The 21,086-nt window shown below is 73.5% G+C and carries 19 protein-coding genes; 6 read left to right on the top strand and 13 right to left on the bottom strand.

Annotated elements, in window-relative coordinates:
• Positions 1-169: 169 nt before the first annotated feature.
• Genes ACZ4VF_RS11735 through ACZ4VF_RS11725 form a run of 3 tightly spaced genes read left to right on the top strand, consistent with a single transcriptional unit; the run spans position 170 to position 3,142 of the window.
• Positions 170-1,417 (top strand): ABC transporter substrate-binding protein, encoded by a 1,248-nt coding sequence (locus tag ACZ4VF_RS11735; RefSeq protein WP_467925166.1) that lies wholly within the window; start codon positions 170-172, stop codon positions 1,415-1,417.
• Positions 1,414-2,316, top strand: a complete 903-nt coding sequence (locus tag ACZ4VF_RS11730) for a carbohydrate ABC transporter permease (protein WP_467925164.1) — start codon at positions 1,414-1,416, stop codon at positions 2,314-2,316. The genes ACZ4VF_RS11735 and ACZ4VF_RS11730 overlap by 4 nt, the downstream gene beginning before the upstream one ends.
• Positions 2,309-3,142, top strand: coding sequence for a carbohydrate ABC transporter permease (locus tag ACZ4VF_RS11725; RefSeq protein ID WP_467925162.1), 834 nt, complete (start codon positions 2,309-2,311; stop codon positions 3,140-3,142). The genes ACZ4VF_RS11730 and ACZ4VF_RS11725 overlap by 8 nt, the downstream gene beginning before the upstream one ends.
• Before the next feature lie 19 nt (positions 3,143-3,161).
• On the opposite strand, the gene ACZ4VF_RS11720 is transcribed toward ACZ4VF_RS11725, so the two are convergent.
• From ACZ4VF_RS11720 to ACZ4VF_RS11680, 9 genes are all read right to left on the bottom strand, one after another.
• Complete coding sequence (locus ACZ4VF_RS11720) at positions 3,162-3,929, bottom strand: SDR family NAD(P)-dependent oxidoreductase (RefSeq protein ID WP_467925160.1); 768 nt, start codon at positions 3,927-3,929, stop codon at positions 3,162-3,164.
• Between the two features lie 72 nt (positions 3,930-4,001).
• Complete coding sequence (locus ACZ4VF_RS11715; RefSeq protein WP_467925158.1) at positions 4,002-4,586, bottom strand: TetR/AcrR family transcriptional regulator; 585 nt, start codon at positions 4,584-4,586, stop codon at positions 4,002-4,004.
• A 42-nt stretch (positions 4,587-4,628) separates the two neighbouring features.
• Positions 4,629-4,979, bottom strand: a complete 351-nt coding sequence (gene nirD / locus ACZ4VF_RS11710) for a nitrite reductase small subunit NirD (RefSeq protein WP_467925156.1) — start codon at positions 4,977-4,979, stop codon at positions 4,629-4,631.
• Positions 4,976-7,585 carry a nitrite reductase large subunit NirB gene (gene nirB / locus ACZ4VF_RS11705; protein ID WP_467925154.1) on the bottom strand — a complete coding sequence of 870 codons (2,610 nt, stop codon included), beginning with the start codon at positions 7,583-7,585 and terminating at the stop codon, positions 4,976-4,978. Before nirB ends, nirD begins: the two co-directional genes overlap by 4 nt.
• Positions 7,586-8,800 (bottom strand): NAD(P)/FAD-dependent oxidoreductase, encoded by a 1,215-nt coding sequence (locus ACZ4VF_RS11700; RefSeq protein WP_467925152.1) that lies wholly within the window; start codon positions 8,798-8,800, stop codon positions 7,586-7,588.
• 136 nt (positions 8,801-8,936) lie between these two features.
• Positions 8,937-9,389: an iron chaperone gene (locus ACZ4VF_RS11695; RefSeq protein ID WP_467925150.1), complete on the bottom strand. Its 453-nt coding sequence runs from the start codon at positions 9,387-9,389 to the stop codon at positions 8,937-8,939.
• A gap of 86 nt (positions 9,390-9,475) precedes the next feature.
• On the bottom strand, positions 9,476-10,105 hold the full coding sequence (locus tag ACZ4VF_RS11690; protein WP_467925148.1) for a class F sortase: 630 nt from the start codon (positions 10,103-10,105) through the stop codon (positions 9,476-9,478).
• Between the two features lie 121 nt (positions 10,106-10,226).
• A complete protein-coding gene (locus ACZ4VF_RS11685) occupies positions 10,227-10,736 on the bottom strand; it encodes a hypothetical protein (RefSeq protein ID WP_467925146.1) in 510 nt (169 codons plus the stop codon).
• 337 nt (positions 10,737-11,073) lie between these two features.
• On the bottom strand, positions 11,074-12,723 hold the full coding sequence (locus ACZ4VF_RS11680) for a M4 family metallopeptidase (RefSeq protein WP_467925144.1): 1,650 nt from the start codon (positions 12,721-12,723) through the stop codon (positions 11,074-11,076).
• A gap of 259 nt (positions 12,724-12,982) precedes the next feature.
• Here ACZ4VF_RS11680 and ACZ4VF_RS11675 point away from each other — a divergent pair, with 259 nt between their 5' ends.
• On the top strand, positions 12,983-13,387 hold the full coding sequence (locus ACZ4VF_RS11675) for a gamma-glutamylcyclotransferase family protein (RefSeq protein ID WP_467925627.1): 405 nt from the start codon (positions 12,983-12,985) through the stop codon (positions 13,385-13,387).
• A 38-nt stretch (positions 13,388-13,425) separates the two neighbouring features.
• On the opposite strand, the gene ACZ4VF_RS11670 is transcribed toward ACZ4VF_RS11675, so the two are convergent.
• From ACZ4VF_RS11670 to ACZ4VF_RS11655, 4 genes are all read right to left on the bottom strand, one after another.
• Positions 13,426-14,265: an arylamine N-acetyltransferase family protein gene (locus tag ACZ4VF_RS11670; RefSeq protein ID WP_467925142.1), complete on the bottom strand. Its 840-nt coding sequence runs from the start codon at positions 14,263-14,265 to the stop codon at positions 13,426-13,428.
• A 56-nt stretch (positions 14,266-14,321) separates the two neighbouring features.
• Positions 14,322-16,481 carry a molybdopterin oxidoreductase family protein gene (locus ACZ4VF_RS11665; protein ID WP_467925140.1) on the bottom strand — a complete coding sequence of 720 codons (2,160 nt, stop codon included), beginning with the start codon at positions 16,479-16,481 and terminating at the stop codon, positions 14,322-14,324.
• Positions 16,482-16,593: 112 nt separating this feature from the next.
• Complete coding sequence (locus tag ACZ4VF_RS11660; RefSeq protein WP_467925138.1) at positions 16,594-18,063, bottom strand: membrane-associated oxidoreductase; 1,470 nt, start codon at positions 18,061-18,063, stop codon at positions 16,594-16,596.
• Between the two features lie 2 nt (positions 18,064-18,065).
• Positions 18,066-18,746: a SanA/YdcF family protein gene (locus tag ACZ4VF_RS11655; protein ID WP_467925136.1), complete on the bottom strand. Its 681-nt coding sequence runs from the start codon at positions 18,744-18,746 to the stop codon at positions 18,066-18,068.
• A 154-nt stretch (positions 18,747-18,900) separates the two neighbouring features.
• Between ACZ4VF_RS11655 and ACZ4VF_RS11650 the strand changes: the two genes are divergently transcribed.
• The gene (locus tag ACZ4VF_RS11650) at positions 18,901-19,689 is read left to right on the top strand and encodes a sirohydrochlorin chelatase (RefSeq protein WP_467925134.1); all 789 of its coding nucleotides are present in this window, start codon (positions 18,901-18,903) and stop codon (positions 19,687-19,689) included.
• Positions 19,690-19,717: 28 nt separating this feature from the next.
• Positions 19,718-20,992 (top strand): deoxyguanosinetriphosphate triphosphohydrolase, encoded by a 1,275-nt coding sequence (locus tag ACZ4VF_RS11645; protein ID WP_467925132.1) that lies wholly within the window; start codon positions 19,718-19,720, stop codon positions 20,990-20,992.
• Positions 20,993-21,086: the final 94 nt, after the last annotated feature.

Genomic DNA, 21,086 nt, shown 5'->3' with positions numbered 1-21,086 from the left:
CCCGGTGCGGCGGGTGTCGCCCCTCCGGTGCGTCCGCCGTCCCCCGACGGACCGCGCGCCGAGCCGCCCCGGCGCGCGGCCGGGACACGACCGCAACTCGCCTTACGTAATCGGCCCGCGCGGTTGATCGTTGGACTGTGCATCGGTGACGGACACCAGGGGGCACACGATGACGATCACACGGAGGGGCCTGCTGGGCGCGGCCGCCGGCGCCGCCTCGCTCACGGCCTGCGGGTCGGACACCGGGCGGGGCGGCGGGGGCTCGGGGGCCGGGCTCGTGCAGTGGTACCACCAGTACGGCGAGCCGGGGACCGAGCAGGCCGTCCGGCGGTACGCCGCCGGGTTCGAGAAGGCGCGCGTCTCCGTGCAGTGGCGGCCGGGGAACTACGACCAGCAGACCGCGGCCGCGCTGCTCACCGACTCCGGGCCCGATGTGTTCGAGGTCAACGGGCCCACCCTCGACCAGATCCAGGGCGGGCAGGTCCTCGACCTGACCGAGGTGGTGGAGGGGGTGAGGGACGACTTCAATCCGGCCGTGCTCGCACCCAAGACGTACGGCGGGAGGGTGTACGGCGTTCCGCAGGTCATCGACATGCAGCTGCTCTACTACCGGAAGAGCCTGCTCCAGGACGCCGGAGTCGAGCCGCCCACCAGTCTCGACGCCCTCGTGGACGCGGCCCGCGCACTCAGCGGGGGCGGGGTCAAGGGGCTGTTCCTGGGGAACGACGGGGGAGCGGGGGCACTCGGAGGGACTCCGCTGTACGCGGCCGGGCTCCAGCTCGTCACCGAGGACGGCGAGACCGGCTTCGACGAACCCGCCGCCGCCCGCACCCTCGGCAAACTGCGCCGGTTCCACACCGACGGGTCCCTCCTCCTCGGTGCCCCCGGCGACTGGGCCGACCCGTCCGCCTTCGTCCAGGGGCTGACCGCCATGCAGTGGTCCGGGCTGTGGGCGCTGCCCCGGGTACGACGGGAGCTCGGCGACGACTTCGGGGTGCTGCCCTTCCCCGGGGACGGCGGTCACGGCCGGCCCTCGGTGCCCGTCGGGGCCTACGGCGCCGCGGTCAACGCGCGCAGCAGGCACCGGGAGCCGGCCAAGGAGTACGTGAAGTGGCTGTGGGTCGAACGGACCGACCTCCAGCAGGACTTCGCGCTGTCCTACGGGTTGCACATCCCCGCTCGGGTCTCCCTCGCCAGGAAGGCCACCCGGCTCGCCACGGGCCCGGCCGCCGAAGCCGTGCGCTTCGCCACCGACCACGGGTACGCCCAGCCCCTGCTGTGGACCCCGGCCGCCCAGACCGCCTACCAGGACGCGCTCAGCCGGATCATCCGGAGCGGGGCGAGTCCCGAGCGTGAGGTGCGGAAGGTGGTACGGAAGGTGTCGGAGGAGCTGGCCCGGGTGAAGAAGAAGCGATGAGACGCACCAGAACGCTCTGGTTCTGGGTGTTCGTCGGGCCGTTCGCGCTCGGGCTCGCCCTGTTCACCTACGTACCGCTGCTGTGGAGCGTGGCGCTCAGTTTCTTCGACGCCCACAACACCGTCACGCCCACGCACTTCGTCGGGCTCGGCAACTACGCGGCCATGCTGCGGGACGACGCGTTCGTCGGCAGTCTGGAGACCTTCCTCGCCTTCACCGCCTTCATCGTGCCCGTCACCTACGCCGTCTCGCTCTCCCTCGCCCTGATGGTCAACCGGGTCCGGCGGGCCCGGGCCTTCTTCCGGTCCGTGTTCTTCCTTCCGGCCGCGTGCAGTTATGTCGTCGCCGCGCTGATCTGGAAGATGTCGATCTTCAACGGGGTGCGGTTCGGGCTGGCCAACACCGTGCTGGGCTGGTTCGGGGGCGAACCCGTCGCCTGGCTGGCCGGCACGGATCCGCCCTGGTACTGGCTGGTCGTCGTGACCGTACGGCTGTGGCTGCAAGCCGGGTTCTACATGATTCTCCTCCTCGCGGGGCTGCAGCGGATCGACCCGGTGCTGTACGAGGCGGCGGCCGTGGACGGGGCCCGGCCCGGCTGGACGGTGCTGCGGCACATCACGCTCCCGCAGCTGCGGGCCACCTCGGTCGCGGTGGTGCTGCTGCTCGTCGCCAACGCCTTCCAGGCCTTCGACGAGTTCTACAACCTGCTGTCCGACGCCCGCGGCTATCCGCCGTACGCCCGGCCACCGCTCGTCTACCTCTACTACACCGCCCTCGGGCAGGGGCAGGACCTAGGGCTCGGCAGCGCGGGCGCGGTGCTCCTCGCGCTGGTCATCGCCGTCGTCACGGTGGCGCAGGCGCGCTGGTTCGGGCTGGGGAAGGGGGAGGGCGATGGATGACGGCCTGGTGCGGGTCGGGCGGGCGCTGCGGGTGGTGGTGCTGATCGTCCTCGCCCTCCTCTTCCTGGTTCCCTTCTACCTGCTCGTGCGCAACGGGCTGGCGGGGGACCGGGACATCACCTCGCCCGGGTGGACCTTCCTGCCGCGCGAGGTGAGGTGGTCGAACGTGCGCGAGGTCTTCGCGGACTCCTCCGTGCCCTTCGCCCGCTCCCTGCTCAACTCCGCGCTGATCGCCGTCGCCACCACCCTCGGCACCCTGCTCCTGGCCTCCCTCGCCGGTTACGGGCTCGCCCGCATCCCGTACCGGCACGCGAACAAGGTCTTCCACGCCATCCTGGGGACCCTGCTGGTGCCGGCGGCCGTCACCTTCGTGCCGAGCTTCGTGCTGGTGTCGTCGCTGGGCTGGGTCTCCACGCTGCGCGGACTGATCGTGCCGACCCTGTTCTCCGCGTTCGCCTGCTTCGTCTTCCGCCAGTACTTCCTCGGGTTCCCGCGGGAGCTGGAGGACGCGGCGCAGCTCGACGGGCTGGGGTACTGGCGGACGTACTGGCTGGTCGTCGTGCCGAACACGCGGCCGGTGTTCGCGGCCGTCGGGACCATCGTGTTCCTCGGTGCGTGGAACTCCTTCCTGTGGCCGCTGGTGATCGGGCAGGACCAGAGCGCCTGGACGGTGCAGGTCGTCCTGTCCTCGTACACCACGGCCCAGGTCGTACGGCTGCACGAGCTGTTCGTCGCGGCGGCCGTGTCGATCCTGCCGCTGCTGGTGGTGTTCCTGTGCTTCCAGCGGTGGATCGTGGCGGGGGTGGAGCGGTCCGGGATCGACTGACGCAGACCGACAAGGCGGCTCAGGCGGTGGCGCCGCTGTCCACGACCAGGTCGGTGCCGACGACCGAGGCGGCGTCGTCGGAGGCCAGGTAGAGGACGGCGGCGGCGACCTCCCGGGTGGCGGCGATCCGGCCGAGCGGGAGGGTGGCCCGGGCCCGCTCGGTCCGCTCCGCCTCCGTCTCGCCCGGCCGCAGGGACATGGGGGTGTCGGTGGCGCCGGGGCTGACCACGTTGATCCGGACGCCGTCCCCGATGTGGTCCAGGGCGGCGCCCCGGCTGAGCGCGGTCACGGCGGCCTTGGTCGCGGAGTAGGCGGTGGCGCCGGGGGAGGAGGCGTGCCGGCCGAACGTGGAGGAGACGTTCACGATCGCGCCGCCCGCCGGCTGGGTGCGCATCTGCCGGATCTGGGCCTGGAGGGCCAGGTGGACGCCGGTGACGTTGATCGCGAGCTGTTCGTGCCAGTCCTCCTCGGGGAGGTCCGCGAGCGGCCGGCCGCCGCGGAAGACGCCCGCGTTGTTGACGGCGACGTCGAGCGAGCCGAAGTGCTCCACCGCCGCCCGTACCAGCGCCTCGGCGTCGGCCGCGCGGGAGACGTCGGCGGACACGGCGAGGGCCTTGCCGCCCTGCTCCTCGATCAGCCGGACGGTCTCCGCCAGGGGCTGCAGGCGCCGCCCGGCGACGACGACCCGGGCACCCTCGGCGGCGAACGCCAGGGCGACGGCCCGGCCGATCCCGGAGCCGGCGCCGGTGACGAGGGCGGTGCGGCCGGTGAAGCGGTACGACATCATGGACTCCCTTTTTCTTGACCGTTCGGTTCAATATCGGGGCGGGAAAAACGCCCCCCGGGTGGAGGGCGTGTCTCAGTCGAGCAGGGTCAGGGCCTGTTCCGCGGCGTCCCGGACCCGGGCCGGGTCGGCCGACGCCTTGCCGACGACCCGCAGGCCCTGCATCAGCACCAGCAGGGTGCGGGCCACGGCGAGCGGGTCGCGGCCGGCCGGCAGCTCGCCCTGGCCGCGGGCGCGGACCAGCGCCGAGTGCAGCAGCGTCTCCAGCTGGTCCCAGTTGCGTTCCACGCGCCGGGCCGCGGCCGGGTCGTGCGGGGCCAGTTCGGCCGCCGTGTTGGTGACCATGCAGCCCTGGAGCCGCAGCCGCTCGTCCGCCGCCTCCCGGGCGTAGCGCCGGACGAGGGCGCGTACGGCCGGCAGGGCGGGCCCGGGCCGGGACAGCTCGTCCACGATCGGCGCGAGGCCCGACTGCTCGTAGCGCTCCAGTGCCCTCAGGTACAGCTCGTGCTTGCTGCCGAAGGTGGCGTACAGGCTCGCCTTGCCGATGCCCAGGTGGGTCACCAGGTCGGCCATCGACGTCGCCTCGTAGCCGCGCCGCCAGAACAGCTCCAGAGCTGACTGCAGCGCGGCGTCCGGATCGAATTCCTTGGTCCTGGCCACACGGGCAGCCTAGGTTTTTCTGGAACGATCAGTCAAGTATGTTCAGGCCGCGCGGACTTCGTACGCCGTCACCCGTACGCCCTCGTCGTCCAGGCACTGCCCGCCGGCCAGGTCGAAGCGCTGCTTCAGCAGCGGGGACGCGACGAACGGGCGGCCCTCGTGGGTGCCGGTCAGGCCGCGGGAGAGGACGGCCGCGCCGGTGAACGGGTCGCGGTTGTCGATGGCGTACAGCCGGTCCGCGCGGTCCCGGAAGACCGCCACCTGGCGGCCGTCCGGCAGCAGGGCGGCCACCCCGCGGCCCGGTACCAGCGTGTCCAGGTCGCAGACCGTGAACCAGGCACCGGCCAGCTGGAGCTGGACCTTCAGGGTGGTCGTCTGGGCGGTGAGGGTCATCGCTGGGCGCTTCCTTCCAGGATGTCGTCGGCGGGCCGCAGGCCGATGGTCAGCAGCGGCAGGTCGGGCTTGATCTGGTCGCGCTCGGGGACGAAGGAGACGACCGGATCGGGGGTGTCCGGTGCGTTCACGAAGGACACGAACCGGGCCAGCTTCTCGGGGTCGTTGACGGTCTCCGCCCACTCGTCGCGGTAGTGCGCGACGTGCGCCCGCATGAGCCTCTCCAGCTCGTCGCAGATGCCGAGCGAGTCGTGCACCACCACGTCCCGCACGTGCTCCAGGCCGCCGGGGATGCGTTCCAGCCAGGTGCTGGTGCGCTCCAGGCGGTCGGCGGTGCGGATGTAGAACATCAGGAACCGGTCGATCAGCCGCACCAGTTCGGCGTCCGACAGGTCCTGGGCCAGCAGGTCGGCGTGACGGGGGGTGGCGCCGCCGTTGCCGCCGACGTACAGGTTCCAGCCGTTCGCGGTGGCGATCACCCCGAAGTCCTTCGACTGGGCCTCGGCGCACTCGCGCTGGCAGCCGGAGACCGCCGACTTCAGCTTGTGCGGGGACCGCAGCCCCCGGTAGCGCAGCTCCAGGTCGATCGCCATCCTGACGGAGTCCTGCACGCCGTACCGGCACCAGGTGGAGCCCACGCAGGACTTCACCGTGCGCAACGCCTTGCCGTACGCGTGCCCCGACTCGAAGCCGGCGTCCACCAGTCGCGCCCAGATCAGCGGCAGCTGCTCCACCCGGGCGCCGAACATGTCGATCCGCTGGCCGCCGGTGATCTTCGTGTAGAGACCGAAGTCCCGGGCGATCTCCCCGATCACGATCAGCTTCTCCGGCGCGATCTCCCCGCCGGGGATGCGCGGCACGACCGAGTACGAGCCGTTCTTCTGCAGGTTGGCGAGGAAATGGTCGTTGGTGTCCTGGAGCGCGGCCTGCTCGCCGTCCAGGACGTACCCGCTCGCGCCGATCGTGGGGGCGAGGGAGGCGATGATCGAGCCGACCGCCGGCTTGCACACCTCGCAGCCGTCACCGCCCCGGGCGCCCTCGCGGCCGTAGCGGTCCAGCAGTTCCTGGTACGACGCGACGCGCAGCGCGAGGACGATCTCGTACAGCTCCTCGCGGGTCTGGGAGAAGCAGGCGCACAGGCCCTTGTCGACCTCGACGCCGGACGCCTCCAGCTCCGCGGTGACCAGCTGGCCCAGCACCTTCACGCAGCTGCCGCAGCCGGTACCGGCCTTGGTGCACTTCTTCACCTCCGGCACCGTGGTGCACCGGTGGTCGGTGACCGCGCCGCGGATCGTGCCCTTGCTGACGTTGTGGCAGGAGCAGACGACCGCGTCGTCCGGCAGCGCGGACGGGCCGAGCTGAGCCCCCGACCCCGCTCCGGCGGGCAGGACGAGCGACTCGGGGGCGACGGGCGGCACCGAGCCGGTCAGCGCGCGCAGGGTGCCGTACGCCTCGGCGTCACCGACCAGGATGCCGCCGAGCAGCGTGCCGTCCGCGCCGATGACCAGCTTCTTGTACAGGCCCGCGCGCGAGTCGGAGTAGACGACGTCCAGGCAGTTCTCGGTGGTGCCGTGCGCGTCGCCGAACGAGGCGACGTCCACGCCGAGCAGCTTCAGCTTGGTGGACAGGTCGGCACCGGTGAAGGAGGCCTCGTCGTCGGCGATGGCGGCCGCGGCCGTCTCCGCCTGCTCGTAGCCCGGCGCGACCAGGCCGTACACCCGGCCGTCGGCGGCCAGCGCGCACTCGCCGATCGCGAAGACGTGCGGGTCGGAGACGGTACGGCACTGCTCGTCCACCGCGATGCCGCCGCGCTCGCCGACCGTGAGGCCGCAGGCGCGGGCCAGCTGGTCGCGGGGGCGGACGCCGGCGCTGAAGACCACCAGGTCGGTGGCGAGTTCGGAGCCGTCGGACAGCTTCATGCCGGTGACGGCACCGTCGGCGTCCGTCACGATCTCCTGGGTGCCCACACCGGTGTGGACGGCCAGGCCCATCTCCTCGACGGTCCGCAGCAGGGCCGCGCCACCGCCCTCGTCCACCTGCACCGGCATCAGGCGCGGCGCGAACTCCACGATGTGCGTGTTCAGTCCGAGGCCCTTGAGCGCGCCGGCGGCCTCCAGGCCGAGCAGGCCGCCGCCGACCACGGCACCCGTCGTCGCCCGGGTCCCCGCGTACTCCTCGACGGCCAGCAGGTCCTCGATGGTCCGGTACACGAAGCAGCCGGTGGCGTCCTTGTTCGGGACCGGCGGTACGAACGGGTAGGAGCCGGTGGCCAGGACGAGGACGTCGTAGTCCACGACCAGGCCCGAGCGGGCGGTCACCGTCCGCGCCTCGCGGTCGATCGTCTCCGCCGGGTCGCCGAGGTGCAGCTCGATGCCGTGGTCCTCGATGAACGCCATGTCGGTCAGGGAGAGGTCCTCGGGGGTCCGCCCCGAGAAGTACGAGGTGAGCTGCACGCGGTCGTACGCCGGACGCGGCTCCTCGCACAGCACGACCACGCGGTGCGTGGCGGTCAGGCCGCGCTCGGCGATCGCTTCGAGGAAGCGCTGGCCGACCATGCCGTGGCCGACGAGCGCGATCGTGGGGGTGGCCCCCGGGGTGGCGGTCATTCAGGAGCCTCCGTCGTTGGTGAGCAGGTGGAGCAGGGGGCCGTCGTCGGGGAGCGGCTCTGCTCCCTCCCAGGCACGGGCGAGCGCGCCGACGGTGCCGAGTTCGCCGACGAGGACCCCGCCGACCAGGCGGTCGTCACGGACGACGACCTTGCGGTAGGTGCCCCGGGTGGCGTCGGCGATCCGTACGACGTCGTCACCGGGGCGGGGTTCGGTCTCGCCGAACGCGGCCAGGTCGAAGGGGGAGCCGGGACCGGTGAGGGTCAGCCGGGTCAGGGAGCGGGTGCCGGTGTAGCGGGCCCGGGTGTCTCCCGCCAGCAGCCCGGCGAGCGCGTCGGCCTGTTCCAGGGCCGGGGCGGCCAGTCCGTAGACGGTGCCGTCGTGCTGGGCGCAGTCGCCGACGGCGTGGATGTGCGGGTCGGAGGTGCGCAGCGCGTCGTCGACGAGGACGCCCTGGTGCACGGCGAGGCCCGCCTGCTCCGCGAGACCGGTGCGGGGCCGTACGCCGCAGGCGAGGACCACGAGGTCGGCGTCGAGGGCGTAGCCGTCGGCCAGCTCCACCGAGCGGACCGCGCCGGCGACGCAGCGCACGTCCCGCACCCGGCACTCGGTGTGCGTCTCGACGCCCAGGTCGGTGAGGTGCCGCAGCACCAGCCGGGAGGCGTCCGGGTCGAGCTGGCGCTCCATGAGCCGCTCGGCCTGCTGGGCGAGCACCACCTGGGCGCCGCGCACGGCGAGCGCACGGGCCGCGGAGACGCCGAGCAGCCCGCCGCCGATGACGACCGCCCGCACCCCGGGCCGCACGGCCTTGGCGAGGCCCAGGCAGTCGTCCATGGTGCGGAACGCGTGGACGCCCTCGGGGAGTTGGTGGCCGGTCGTGAACAGGCCGCGCAGCGGGGGCAGCACCGGGTTGGAGCCGGTGGCCAGGACCAGCGTGTCGTACGCGAGCGACGTGCCGTCGGCGCAGTCGACGGTCCGGGCGGCCCGGTCGATGCCGGTGACCCGGGCGCGCAGCAGGCCGGCGTGCGGCGGGAGGGCGATCACCTCCGGGGCGTACCGGCCGGCGAGTACCTCGGCCAGCAGCACCCGGTTGTACGGCGCGTGCTCCTCGTCGCCGACGAGCAGCACGGGCACACCCAGCTCGCCGAGCCGCCGGGCGAGCCGTACGCCCGCGAGGCCGGCGCCGATCACCACCACACGCGTATTCGAGGTCATGCCCCGAGACTGCGGCCCGGACGTTACCCGGCAGCATCACGTCTGTTTCCCGGCAGGAACGCTGCCCTCATCGGGCGGCGGCCCGGGATGTGAGGCGGAGACCCGGGTGGGGCGGGGGTGGGGAGGGGGTGGCGCCTCAGCGCACCGCCTGTGCCACGAGGGCGGCTATGCGCGCCTCCACCTCCGGTGTCACCTCGGTCAGCGCGAAGGCCGTCGCCCACATCGAGCCCTCGTCCAGCCGGGCCGCGTCGTTGAAACCGAGCGTGGCGTAGCGCGACTTGAACTTCGCCGCGCTCTGGAAGAAGCAGACGACCTTGCCGTCCCGGGCGTAGGCCGGCATGCCGTACCAGAGCTTCGGCGCGAGGTCCGGGGCGGCGGCCGTGACGACGGCGTGGACCCGCTCGGCCAGGGTCCGGTCCGAGTCCCCCATCTCGGCGATCTTCGCGAGCACGTCCTGCTCCGCCTGCGCCGCCTTCTCCGCGCGCGAGCCGCGGCGCGCCGCCGTCCGCAGCTCCTGCGCGTGCTCCTTCATCGCGGCCCGCTCCTCGGCCGTGAACCCCTCGTGCGTGCTGGTGTCGGTGTCACCCATGGCAGGCCCCCCAGAAGAATCCGTGAAGAATCCGTGTGTGCGATGTGGGAGGGACCCTACCCGGGCCCACTGACAACGGGCCCTCTTCAGCGGCTTCCCGTCAGATGGGCGAAGACCACCACGTTGCCCTGGTAGCCGGTGGTCCGCGAGTACCCTCCGCCGCAGGTGATGACGCGGAGCTCGGGCCGGGGTGCCGCGCCGTACACCTTCTCGTCGGGGAAGTTCCGCGCCGAGTACACCTCCACCGCGTCCACGGTGAACACGGCCACGCTGCCGTCCCGGCGGTCCACCTCGATGCGAGCGCCCCGCTTCAGCGCCCCGAGGTCGTAGAAGACGGCGGGCCCCTCGGTGTTGTCGACATGGCCGGCGACGATCGCGGTGCCCGTCTCCCCCGGGGTGGTGCCGGCCTCGTACCAGCCGGCCAGGTTCTTCTCCTTGGCGGGCGGCGCGTCCAGGTTGCCGGAACGGGTGAGGGCCAGGCCCGTCAGCGGGGCGTTCACGCGGATCGCGGGGATGCGGATGCGGACCGGCGGGGACGGCGCCAGCGCGGCGGCCGCGCCCGGCTCGTCAGCGGGGTCGAAACGGCCCTCGGCGGCGGCCGGCTGCGGTGGCGTGTGATCGACGGCGCCGCCGCCGAGCAGCCACACCCCCGAACCGAGGGCCACGACGGTGACCGCGGCTATGGCGGTGTCGCCGAGCCTGGAGCTGCTGCGCATGCGATCCCCTCTCCCGGGGGCGGACCTCCCGAATCCCTCTCCCCCTCCGGGCCGCGAGGGGCGTCGGACCCGGAGGGGGCGGGATGTGCGGTACCGGCGGACGGACAGCGGAGGGTGTCCGTCAGATCCCGTCGCCTCTCGCCCGGCGATGCAGGAGCCAGGTACCGCCCGCGGCGGCGACGGCCAGTGCCGCCACACCCGCCGCGGTCTGCACGGGGTCGGGGCCCAGTCCGCCGCCGACCCCCGTCTTCACGCTTCCCCGCGGCTGCACCTGTTCGTACGCCGCGCTCAACGCCACCACCAGGTCGCCCGTCACCTGCCGGTCCCCCTCGGCGCACCGGGCGACGATCTCGTACGTCCCCGGCTGCGCGCTCGGCGGCACCCGGAACTGGCCGATCGCCTCGCCCTCGTGCGTGCTGGGCGCCAGTGGGAACGTGCCGGCGCCGACCGCGCCCGCGTCACCGGTCGCGGCGCCGGAGTCCCCGCACGCGGCGGTGTTCACCGAGACCTGGCCACCGGGTGCCACGGTGGACGGGTACACGTCCAGTCGGCCGGACCCGGCGGCGTGGGCGGGTGCCGCGGCGGCCACGGCGAGCGCGGTACCGGCCAGCAGACGGGCAGTGCGTCGCATGGTGCTCCCCAGAGCTTGTCCGACTCGTCCAGGGGTGCGCCCCTGCCCTTCCGAGGTAAGTCGCTCCGGGGCGCGGCCGCTTCCTGAGGGAGCGTCAGAATTGCGGTGAACGGGTGTCGCCGGTGCCCCCCGCCCGGCCTAGTCCGCGCGGTGTTCCGGCAGGTGGTGGCGTTGTCGGGGAGCAGGACGAGACGGTGGTACGAAAAGCACACGAATGGACCGGCGGGGGCGGTGAACGGGTGACGAAGAGGGCCGGCGCCGTGCGGCACCGGCCCTTTTCGGTCACCGCCCCGGTGCCGGGTGCTCCGGGGCGGTGCGCGTCGGCTGTCCTCGCGGGTCAGTTCACGTTGACCGCGCTCCAGGCGGCGGCCACCGCGTTGTACTCCGTGCTGCCCGCGCCGTAGAGGTCCTTGGCCGCGCTGAGGGTGGCCGTGCGCGCGCCCGCGTACTTGGTCGAGGAGGTCATGTAGACCGTCAGCGCCCGGTACCAGATCTTGCCGACCTTGTCCCGGCCGATGCCGGTGACCGTCGAGCCGTTGTACGTCGGCGAGTCGTAGTCGACGCCGTTGATCGTCTTCGCGCCGCTGCCCTCGGCGAGCAGGTAGGCGAAGTGGTTGGCGACACCGGAGGAGTAGTGGACGTCGAGGTTCCCGACCGAGGAGCTCCAGTAGTCCGCCGAACTCCCGTCCTTTGACGGCTTGTCCATGAAGCGCAGCGCCGCCTTGCCGAAGCCCGGCTTCACGATCTTCTCGCCGATGAGGTAGTCACCGGGGTCGGAGGAGTTGTCCGCGTACCACTCGACCATCGTGCCGAGGATGTCCGAGGTGGCCTCGTTGAGCCCGCCGGACTCGCCGGAGTACGTCAGCGCCGCCGTCTTCGACGTCACTCCGTGGCTCATCTCGTGCCCGGCGACGTCGAGGGCGACGAGCGGTCCGAAGGTGGTCCCGTCACCGTCGCCGTACGTCATGCAGAAGCAGCTGTCGTCCCAGAAGGCGTTGTTGTAGTTGCTGCCGTAGTGGACGCGGTTGTACGAGCCCTTGCCGTCGCCGGCGATGCCGTTGCGGCCGTGGACGTACCTGTAGTAGTCCCAGGTCTCGTTGGTGCCGTACTGCGCGTCGACGGCGGCGGAGGAGCGGTCCGCCGTGGTGCCCGTGCCCCAGTGGTTGTCGGCGTCCGTGAACAGGGTCGCGGGGGCCCGGCTGAAGCAGATCCCGAAGAGGCACAGGTCCGTCTTGTTCTCGGCGTCACCGGTGTAGGTGTTGCCGCGCGTCGGGTCCTTGAGCTGGTACGACGACCCGGACTGGGTGGCCTCCAGCGCCACCGTCCCGCTGTAGAGGCCCTTGCCGTCGCCGGTGGCCGTCTCGATGCTGTCCCAGGCGTCGATCCGGGCCCCGGTGCGCGCGTCGGTCAGCACCGTGCGGGCGACGGGGTTGCCGAGCGAGTCCAGGCCGACCGCGGTGGTGCGCCAGGCGAGCTTCGGGCTGCCGTGCAGGGCGTCGACGACCAGTTCCGGCTTGGCCTTGACCTGCTTCAGCGTCGTACCGGGGGTGGCCGCGCGCAGGGCGTTCACGGCGAGGCCGGCGGCCTTGGGACCGGAGACCGACGGGGTGACGGAGGGCAGGGAGATCGCCTGCCGGGTGGCGCGGTCGGCGCCGCGGTAGCCGCCGTGGGGGCCCAGGTGGACGACGAAGTCGCCGCCGACGACCGGGAGTCCGCGGTAGGTGCGGTCGTAGCGGACGTGCTGGGTGCCGTCCTTGTCCACGATCACGTCCCGGACGCTGGTGTCCTGGGGGGAGGTGAGGCCCAGGGCGGTGGCGTGGGCGAGAAGTGCCGAGGCCGCGTTCTCGATCGCGGCGGCCCGGGTGGGTCTGCCGTCGGCGTGGGCGGCGGGGGAGAGGCCGACGGCCAGCAGGGTCGCGGTGGTGAGGGCGACACCGGCGGTGGCCGTGCGACGGGTTCCTCGGATGTGCTGCCGTATCCGGCTCATACGTCTCCTCGGGGAGGCGCCAGGCTAGGCGTGGGGGTGGCGCTGGTCTCCGAGATTTAAGTGCGCATGACATGTCATGTCCATAGCGTCGTCATGGAGATGTGTGGGGAGCCGGCGAGGGTACAGAATCGTTTCCGTGACCGCCGAGGACCTCCCCCGCGAGGACAGCAGCGACGGCGCCCGCGAGGACAGCCGCCAGGACGTCCGGGAAGACGGCTGCGAGGACGCCCGCGAGGGCAGGCGCGAGGGCGCCCGTCCCCTGCCCTTCTTCGTCTACGGCACGCTCCGCCCCGGCGAGCCCCACCACGGCCTCCTCCTGCGCGGCCGCACCCTCGCCGAGGAACCGGGACGCCTCACCGGTGCCGTCCTGTACGAGGGCCCCGGCTACCCCTACGCCGTCGAGGAGCCCGGCGGGACCGTGCGCGGCGAGCTGGTGACCGCGCGCCCGGAGGCGTACGCGGACCTGCTCGCCGCCCTGGACCGGCTGGAGGAGTACGTGCCGGGCGACCCCCGCAACCTCTACGAACGCGCCGCCCGGGACATCGCCCGCGCCGCCGGCGGCACCGTCCGCGCCTGGGTCTACCTCGCCGCCCCCCGCGTCGCCGCCCGGCTGCGCGGGACCGGCACCCGCGTCCCCGGCGGCGACTGGCTCGCCCGCCGCTGACACGGTCCCGCGGCCTCGGCGCCGCCGGCCCGGCGGACTCAGCCCAGCAACTGCAGACCCTCCGGCACCTCGATGCCGAACTCCTCCGCCACCAGGCGCCGCGCCTCCGCCTCCTGGGTCAGCGTGCGCTCGGTCACCGTGCCGTCGGCGCGGGTCTCGGTGAACCGGGCCCCGTCCAGGGCCAGATGACGCTCGGCCGTGGTCCGCTGCAGATAGGGGCGGCGGGTGAACGGGGAGCGCGGGTGGGTGCCGACGAACCAGTTGAACACCTCGAAGTCCGGCGCGGCGAACGGCTCCTGGGTGAACGCGTACTGCCCGGCCCACACCTCGTCCCGGATGTCGTGGGCCTGCAACTCCCACAGCTCCAGCGGCCCCTCGTGCGGCAGCCGCACCAGCCGGTGCCGGCGTCCGGCGCCCTCGAAGTCGGTGCCGGTCACCAGCGGTACCGGCAGCAGCAGCGCCCCGGGCGCGCCGAAGCCGACGTCCGCCAGGTACGGCCGCGGCTCGCCCGGCACCTCCACCCGGAGCATCGCGTGCGTGCGCGGCCGGCTCTCCGGTGTCCCGGCGCCCACCACCACGCGGCCGGCCAGCGGCGTCACCCGGAACCCGAGCGCCTCCAGCGCCAGCCGGAGCAGGGTGTTGTGCTCGTAGCAGTAGCCGCCGCGCCGGCCGTGGACCATCTTCGCCATCAGATCGGCGGGCGCCAGCGAGGGGGCCGTCCCGCGCACCGGGTCCAGGTTCTCGAAGGGCAGCGACAGCGCGTGCGCCAGGTGCACGCCCCGCAGGGTGGCCAGGTCGGCCCGCCGCTCGCCCTTCCAGCCGATGCGGTCCAGATAGGCGTCCAGGTCGTACGACGGGGTCTGCTCGGTGTCGGACATGCTCCGAACCTAAGGCAGCCCCGCCGCCCGCGCCCCCTCCGGCGGACGGAACCGGGCTACTCCCCTGGTCCCAGGACCTCCACCCGCACCGCGCACGACTTGAACTCCGGCATCCGGGACGTCGGGTCCAGGGCGGGGTTGGTGAGCGTGTTGGCGCGGCCCTCGCCCGGCCAGTGGAAGGGCATGAACACGGTGTCCGGCCGGATGGCGGTCGTGATCCGGGCCGGTGCCACGGCCCGGCCGCGCCGGGACACCACCGCCAGCCGGTCGCCGTCCGCCGCGCCGAGGCGGGCCGCCAGCCGCGGATGCAGCTCCACGAAGGGTCCGGGCGCAGCCGCGTTCAGCTCGGCCACGCGCCGGGTCTGCGCCCCCGACTGGTACTGCGCCACGACCCGCCCGGTGGTCAGCAGCAGCGGGTACGCGGCATCCGGCTCCTCCGCGGTCGCCCGGTGCACCACGGGCACGAACCGGGCCCGGCCGTCGGGGGTGGGGAAGCGGTCGAGGAAGAGGCGGGGGGTGCCGGGGTGCGCCGTGCCGGCGTCGGCCACCGGGCCGCCGGGCAGCGCGTCCGGGGCCGTGTCCGCGTCGTCGGCCGTGACCCGCGGCTCCGGCTGCTCCGGGCACGGCCAGAAGACGCCGTTCTCCTCCGCCAGGCGGCGGTAGGTGATGCCCGAGTAGTCGGCGGGACCGCCGGCGCTGGCACGGCGGAGCTCCTCGAAGACCTCCTCCGGGTCGGCCGGGAAGCCCTTCTCCACGCCGAGGCGGCCGGCCAGCTCGTGCAGGACGTACAGGTCGCTGCGGACGCCGGGCGGCGGGGTGACGGCCTGGCGGCGCAGCAGCACACGGCCCTCCAGGCTGGTCGTCGTGCCCGTCTCCTCCGCCCACTGGGTGACCGGCAGCACGACGTCCGCCAGCTCCGCCGTCTCCGACAGCACGACGTCGGCCACCGCGAGGAAGTCCAGTGCGCGCAGCCGCTGTTCGACGTGGGCGGCGCGCGGGGCCGACACCACCGGGTTGGAGCCCATCAGCAGCAGCGCCCGGACGTCCGTGCCGAGGGCGTCGAGGAGTTCGTACGCGCTGCGCCCGGGGCCGGGCAGACGGTCCGGGTCCACACCCCACACCGCGGCGACGTGCCGCCGCGCCGCCGGGTCGTCCAGCTTGCGGTAGCCGGGCAACTGGTCCGCCTTCTGGCCGTGTTCGCGTCCGCCCTGCCCGTTGCCCTGCCCGGTCAGGCAGCCGTACCCGGACAGCGGACGGCCCGGACGCCCCGTCGCCAGGCACAGGTTGATCCAGGCGCCCACCGTGTCCGTGCCCTTGGACTGCTGCTCCGGTCCGCGCGCGGTGAGCACCATCGCCGACTCCGGCGCGCAGAACATCCGCACGGCCTCCCGCAGCTGCGGCACCGGGACCCCGGTGATCCGCTCCACGTACTCCGGCCAGTGCGCCATCGCCGCGGCCCGGGCCTCCTCCCACCCGGAGGTCCGCTCCCGGATGTACTCCTCGTCCGTGCGTCCCTCCGCCACCACCAGGTGCAGCAGGCCGAGGGCGAGGGCCAGGTCGGTGCCGGGGCGCGGCGCGAGGTGCAGGTCCGCCTGCTCCGCCGTCCTCGTGCGGCGCGGGTCGACGACGATCAGCGTGCCGCCGTTCTCCCGCAGCTCGGTGAGGAAACGCAGCGACGGCGGCATGGTCTCGGCCAGGTTGGAGCCGACGAGGATCACACAGCCCGTCCTCGGGACGTCCTCCAGCGGGAACGGCAGCCCCCGGTCGAGACCGAACGCCCTGGTGCCGGCCGCCGCGGCCGACGACATGCAGAACCGGCCGTTGTAGTCGATCTGCGAGGTCCCCAGCACCACCCGCGCGAACTTGCCGAGCGCGTACGCCTTCTCGTTGGTCAGCCCGCCCCCGCCGAACACCCCGAGCGCGTCGGCTCCGTGCCGCTCCCGCGTCGCCCGCAGCCGCCCGGCGATCCGGTCCAGCGCCTCGGCCCAGCTCGCCTCCACCAGCCGGCCGCCCTCCCGCACCAGCGGCGCGGTCAGCCGTACCGCGGGGGACAGCACCTGGGCCGCCGTACGGCCCTTGCCGCACAGCGCCCCCCGGTTGACGGGGAAGTCGGGGCGCTCGGTGACCTCGACGCCCCCCTGGGGCAGGGGCGTGATGTTCATCCCGCACTGCAGGGCGCAGTACGGGCAGTGGGTGGGCGTCGAGGTGTTCTCCATACCGCCCAGCGTGCGTCCGGCGTGTTACGCGCCCGTGCCGCATCCGGTTACACACCCGGCACGGCGACCTCCCCGCCGCTCCGGTGCCGCCGTGAGGTTTCCAGGGACGCGCCTACTGGCGGCTCAGGGAACGGGTGATGCCCGCCGCGATCGTGGTGGCGAGCACCCAGCCGGTGGCGATCAGCAGGTACGACAGCCACTGGTACCAGCCGCGCGGCGCGAAGGCGTCCTGCTGGCCGAAGTCGATGACCGGCAGCAGCAGGTCGAGGGCGTAGACGAGCGGGTTGAACGCCGGGGCCTCCGAGGGCTTGAGCGCCGGCGGGTGGCGCAGGGCGAACGCGAGCGTGCCGGTGCACAGCAGCATCAGCAGCCAGCCCGCGGCCCGCATCGGGCGGAAACCGTAGCCGACGGCCGCGTCCTGCAGACAGCCCCACACTCGGGCGTACGGCGGCAGCGTACGGCGGTGGCGACGGAGCCTGGCCAGCCGGACGGTGCGCGCGGCTTCGTCGTCGCCGACCGCGCGGTAGGCGGTGGCCAGCTGCTCGTAGGGCTGCGGGAGGTATCCGGCAGGCTCGCGTTCCAGCAGCTCAAGGCGTCGTCCGGCCGGGAGGTGCGGGGTCAGCGCGCGGTAGGTGAGCCCGTCGGTCGCGACCTCGGGCGGCCACACCTCGGGCGGCACGTGCAAGAGGTCGAGCTGGGCACGGCGCAGATTGACGAACCCTTCGACAGGCGCGGCGTCCCGCAGCCACAGCTCGCCGATCACGCCGCTGCTGGCACGCAACGCCTGTCCGCCCGGGTTGGACAGCCGGGCATGGGCGAGATTGAGCTGCCGGGCGATCCGCGCACCGCCCAGGTTCACCCGGCCCCTGACGCGCAGTCGCATGGCGTGCAGGTCGGTGCCGACCGTCAGGACCTCGGCGTGCAGCGCGGTCTGGCCGGGGGCGGTCAGTTCCGCGTCGTCGAGGTTCACCTGGTTGCGGACCACCGCCCCGTTCAGGTGGACCCTTCCGTGCGCCACCAGGCCCGGGGCCCAGACGTCCGTGCCGACCTCGGCGTGGTTGAGCTGGAGCAGGGGCTCCTCGGGTACCTCGCCGGGCCTGCCGAACCGTGCACCGTTCGCGAAGAACGCCCCAGCCAGCTTCGCCCCCTGCAGCCGCACCGGGCCCGTGAAGCGGCAGCAGGTGATCCGCACCACGCCTTCGGCACGCAGGTTCCCGGCCGTCAGCCCCGGCAGCGCCGAGTCGCTCAGAACCAGGGCGCCGACCTGCGCCCCGTAGAGGTCCGGCGCCTCCTCGAAGTGGCAGGAGCGCAGCCGGACCGGGTGGCCGACCGTGCCGTACTTGAGGTCCAGCCGCCCGGTGATCCGTGCGCCCGTCACCTTCAGACCGGCGATCCGCCCCTCTCGCACCGGCCCGTCGAGCAGCAGCTCCCGCAGCACCTCCGCCCGCAGGGTGCGCTCCGGTCCCCAGGAGCCGCCCTGCTCGGGATCTTCGTCGTCGCTCTGACGGAAGTCGACTCCCTCGCCAAGCGGGAACGCCTCAAGGACGCGGCGCTCGGCGGGTGTCAGCCCGGTGGTCTCCACGCTCAGTCCCGTCCCCCCGCAAGCGCCCTGGCCACCCCCGGCTCCCGCGGCCCCAGGAACCGCGGATCCGGCCGCAGCACCGCGTCCAGGGCCGCCTTGCCCGCCGCGAACACCTCGCGCGTCCCGCCGTAGTACCAGGTCGCGTCGTGTTTCGCGTCGACCCCGACGCCGTACGAGTCCACCCCCGCCGCCTCGCACAGCGCCACCGCCCGCCGGATGTGGAAGCCCTGGCTGATCAGCACCGCCCGGTGCACCCCGAAGATCCTCCTGGCCCGGACACAGGAGTCCCAGGTGTCGAACCCGGCGTAGTCGCTGACGATCCGCGTGTCCGGCACGCCGTGCCGCGTGAGGTACGCGCGCATGGCGTCCGGCTCGTCGTAGTCCTCCCGGCTGTTGTCCCCGGTGACCAGGACCACCTTGATCCGCCCCGCCCGGTACAGCTTCGCCGCCGCGTCCAGCCGGTGCGCGAGGTACGGCGACGGCTCGCCCTGCCACAGCCCGGCCCCGAACACCACCGCGACATCGGTGCGCGGCGCGTTCGCCGTCGTCCGCAGCCGGTCCGCCGTGGAGACGTACAGCCAGGTCGACGGCAGCAGCGCCAGCACGCACCCGGCCACCACGGCCTGCACCAGCCGCCGCTGCCCGGCCCGTGTGCGCGGCCACCGCGGTCGACGGATCTTCATACGGTCCCCCCTGTGATCGCCTCCGACCAGGGAGGACGCCGGGGACGGCGGTCCGGTTCGCCTCACATCGTGCATCCGTGCGCGGTGAATCCGCGGTAAACACCCGTGACGGCCGCGCAACGGGCCCGCAACGTCTCCCGGTCAGGATCCTTCCATGACGGCGTCCACCCCACCCCGCACCCCCAGCCGGCCGGTCTCCCGGCTCGGCCGCCGCCGCCCGGCCCCGCCCGCCCTCGTGCTGGTCGCCCACGGCAGCCGCGACCCGCGGGCGCTCACCACCGTGCGGGCCCTCATGGCCCGGGTCCGCGAGCTGCGTCCCGGCGTCCCCGTCCACCTGGGGCACATCGAGCTGAACGAACCCCTGCTCCCCGACACCCTCGCCGCACTCGGTGACACCCCCGCCGTCCTCGTCCCGCTCCTCCTCAGCCGCGGCTACCACGTCAAGCACGACATCCCGGAGATGGCCGGCGCCGCACGCGCGCGCACCCGCCTGGCCGCACCGCTGGGCCCGCACCTCCTCCTCGCCGAGGCCCTGCACGCCCGCCTGGCCGAGTCCGGCTGGCCCTCCGGGACGGACGACACCGCCCGCCGCTCGATGGCGGTCGTCCTCGCCGCGGCCGGATCCCGCGACCCCGACTCGACCACCGACACCCGTCGCACGGCCCGCCTGCTGTCCGCCCGGCTGGGCGTCCCGGTGGTCCCCGCGTACGCCTCGGCGGCGACGCCGACGGTGGCGACGGCGCTGCGGCTGCTGGCGGCGAGGGGACGCCACAGAGTGGCGGTGGCCTCCTGCTTCACGGCCCCGGGCCGCTTCGCGACCCAGTGCGCGGGGACGGCGCCGTGGATCGCCTCGGCCCCCCTGGGTGCCCACGACGCGATGGCCCGCCTGGTCCTGCACCGCTACGACCAGAGCCTGGGGGCGACGTCGGCCGAAGCCGCCTGAGGGACGCGGGGTGGCTTAGTGTCGACCCATGGAAGGCACCGCACTCTCCACGGCATACGACCCGGCGTCAGCCGACCGCTGGGTCCCCGAACCCGACAAACGCCCGGGCCGCACAGCCTTCCAGCGCGACCGCGCCCGCATCCTGCACTCGGCCGCCCTGCGCCGCCTCGCCGGCAAGACGCAGGTCGTCACCCCGGGGACGCACCACCAGGCGTGGGACCCCAGCCCCCGCACCCGCCTCACCCACTCCCTGGAATGCGCCCAGGTCGGCCGGGAGCTGGGCGCCGCCCTCGGTTGTGACCCGGACCTGGTCGAGGCGGCCTGCCTCGCCCACGACCTCGGTCATCCCCCCTTCGGCCACAACGGCGAGACCGCGCTGAACGAGTTCGCCGACGACTGCGGCGGTTTCGAGGGCAACGCCCAGTCCCTCAGGCTCCTCACCCGGATCGAGCCCAAGCGGTTCACCGAGGACGGCTCCGTCGGCCTGAACCTCACCCGCGCCACCCTCGACGCCGCCGCCAAGTACCCCTGGCCGCGCGGCGCTCACCCCACCGGCCCGGCGTCGGGCAAGTTCGGCGTGTACGAGGACGACCGCCCGGTGTTCGACTGGGTCCGGGCGTACGCGCCCGGCACCCGCACCTGCTTCGAGGCGCAGGTCATGGACTGGTCGGACGACGTGGCGTACTCGGTGCACGACGTCGAGGACGGACTGCACGCCGGCCACGTCGACCCCAACTGCCTGCACGCGGAACCCGAACGGCAGGAGGTGTTCGCGGTCGCCGTCGGCCGGTACGTGCCCGCGGACACCGATCCGGCGGAACTCGCCGCCGCCCTGGACCGCCTCCAGGACGAGGAGTGGTGGCCGCACGGCTACGACGGCACGGCCGTCGCCCAGGCCCGGCTGAAGGACGCCACCAGCCAGCTCATCGGCCGGTTCTGCCTGGCCGCCGAGCGCGCCACCCGCACCGCGTACGGAGCCGGCCGGCTCACCCGCTACGGCGCGGAACTCGTCGTACCCCGCGAGACCCGCATGGAGTGCGCGGTGCTCAAGGCGGTCGCGGACCGGTACGTGATGCAGCGCGCCGAGCAGGAACGGCTGCGCGCCGACCAGCGGGTCATCGTCGCGGAACTGGCCGAGGCGCTGACCGCCCGCGCGCCCGAGGGCCTGGACCCACAGTTCCGGGCGCTGTTCGACGCGGCGGCCGACGACCGGGCGCGCAAGCGGGTGATCGTCGACCAGATCGCCTCCCTCACCGACGCCTCCGCGCTCTCGCTGCACGCGAGACTGACAGGGCATATGTGAGAGGAACATGACCGGCCGTGGCCTGATCGGGTCACACCCTCTTCCCGCAGCACGCCGTGTGCGGGACGCTCGCATGTGGCGGCACCCTTACGAG

Source organism: Streptomyces sp. NPDC029151, assembly GCF_055564315.1.
Note: the sequence above shows the minus strand (reverse complement) of the source record. Positions and strands in the feature narration are given on the sequence as shown.

Coding starts and splice junctions, on each gene's coding strand:
- ACZ4VF_RS11730 (WP_467925164.1), top strand. CDS start 1,414: ATGAGACGCACCAGAACGCTCTGGTTCTGGGTGTTCGTCGGGCCGTTC.
- ACZ4VF_RS11700 (WP_467925152.1), bottom strand. CDS start 8,800: ATGACCTCGAATACGCGTGTGGTGGTGATCGGCGCCGGCCTCGCGGGC.
- ACZ4VF_RS11670 (WP_467925142.1), bottom strand. CDS start 14,265: ATGTCCGACACCGAGCAGACCCCGTCGTACGACCTGGACGCCTATCTG.
- ACZ4VF_RS11725 (WP_467925162.1), top strand. CDS start 2,309: ATGGATGACGGCCTGGTGCGGGTCGGGCGGGCGCTGCGGGTGGTGGTG.
- ACZ4VF_RS11665 (WP_467925140.1), bottom strand. CDS start 16,481: ATGGAGAACACCTCGACGCCCACCCACTGCCCGTACTGCGCCCTGCAG.
- nirD (WP_467925156.1), bottom strand. CDS start 4,979: ATGACCCTCACCGCCCAGACGACCACCCTGAAGGTCCAGCTCCAGCTG.
- ACZ4VF_RS11680 (WP_467925144.1), bottom strand. CDS start 12,723: ATGAGCCGGATACGGCAGCACATCCGAGGAACCCGTCGCACGGCCACC.
- ACZ4VF_RS11650 (WP_467925134.1), top strand. CDS start 18,901: ATGACGGCGTCCACCCCACCCCGCACCCCCAGCCGGCCGGTCTCCCGG.
- nirB (WP_467925154.1), bottom strand. CDS start 7,585: ATGACCGCCACCCCGGGGGCCACCCCCACGATCGCGCTCGTCGGCCAC.
- ACZ4VF_RS11720 (WP_467925160.1), bottom strand. CDS start 3,929: ATGATGTCGTACCGCTTCACCGGCCGCACCGCCCTCGTCACCGGCGCC.
- ACZ4VF_RS11690 (WP_467925148.1), bottom strand. CDS start 10,105: ATGCGCAGCAGCTCCAGGCTCGGCGACACCGCCATAGCCGCGGTCACC.
- ACZ4VF_RS11735 (WP_467925166.1), top strand. CDS start 170: ATGACGATCACACGGAGGGGCCTGCTGGGCGCGGCCGCCGGCGCCGCC.
- ACZ4VF_RS11695 (WP_467925150.1), bottom strand. CDS start 9,389: ATGGGTGACACCGACACCAGCACGCACGAGGGGTTCACGGCCGAGGAG.
- ACZ4VF_RS11655 (WP_467925136.1), bottom strand. CDS start 18,746: ATGAAGATCCGTCGACCGCGGTGGCCGCGCACACGGGCCGGGCAGCGG.
- ACZ4VF_RS11685 (WP_467925146.1), bottom strand. CDS start 10,736: ATGCGACGCACTGCCCGTCTGCTGGCCGGTACCGCGCTCGCCGTGGCC.
- ACZ4VF_RS11645 (WP_467925132.1), top strand. CDS start 19,718: ATGGAAGGCACCGCACTCTCCACGGCATACGACCCGGCGTCAGCCGAC.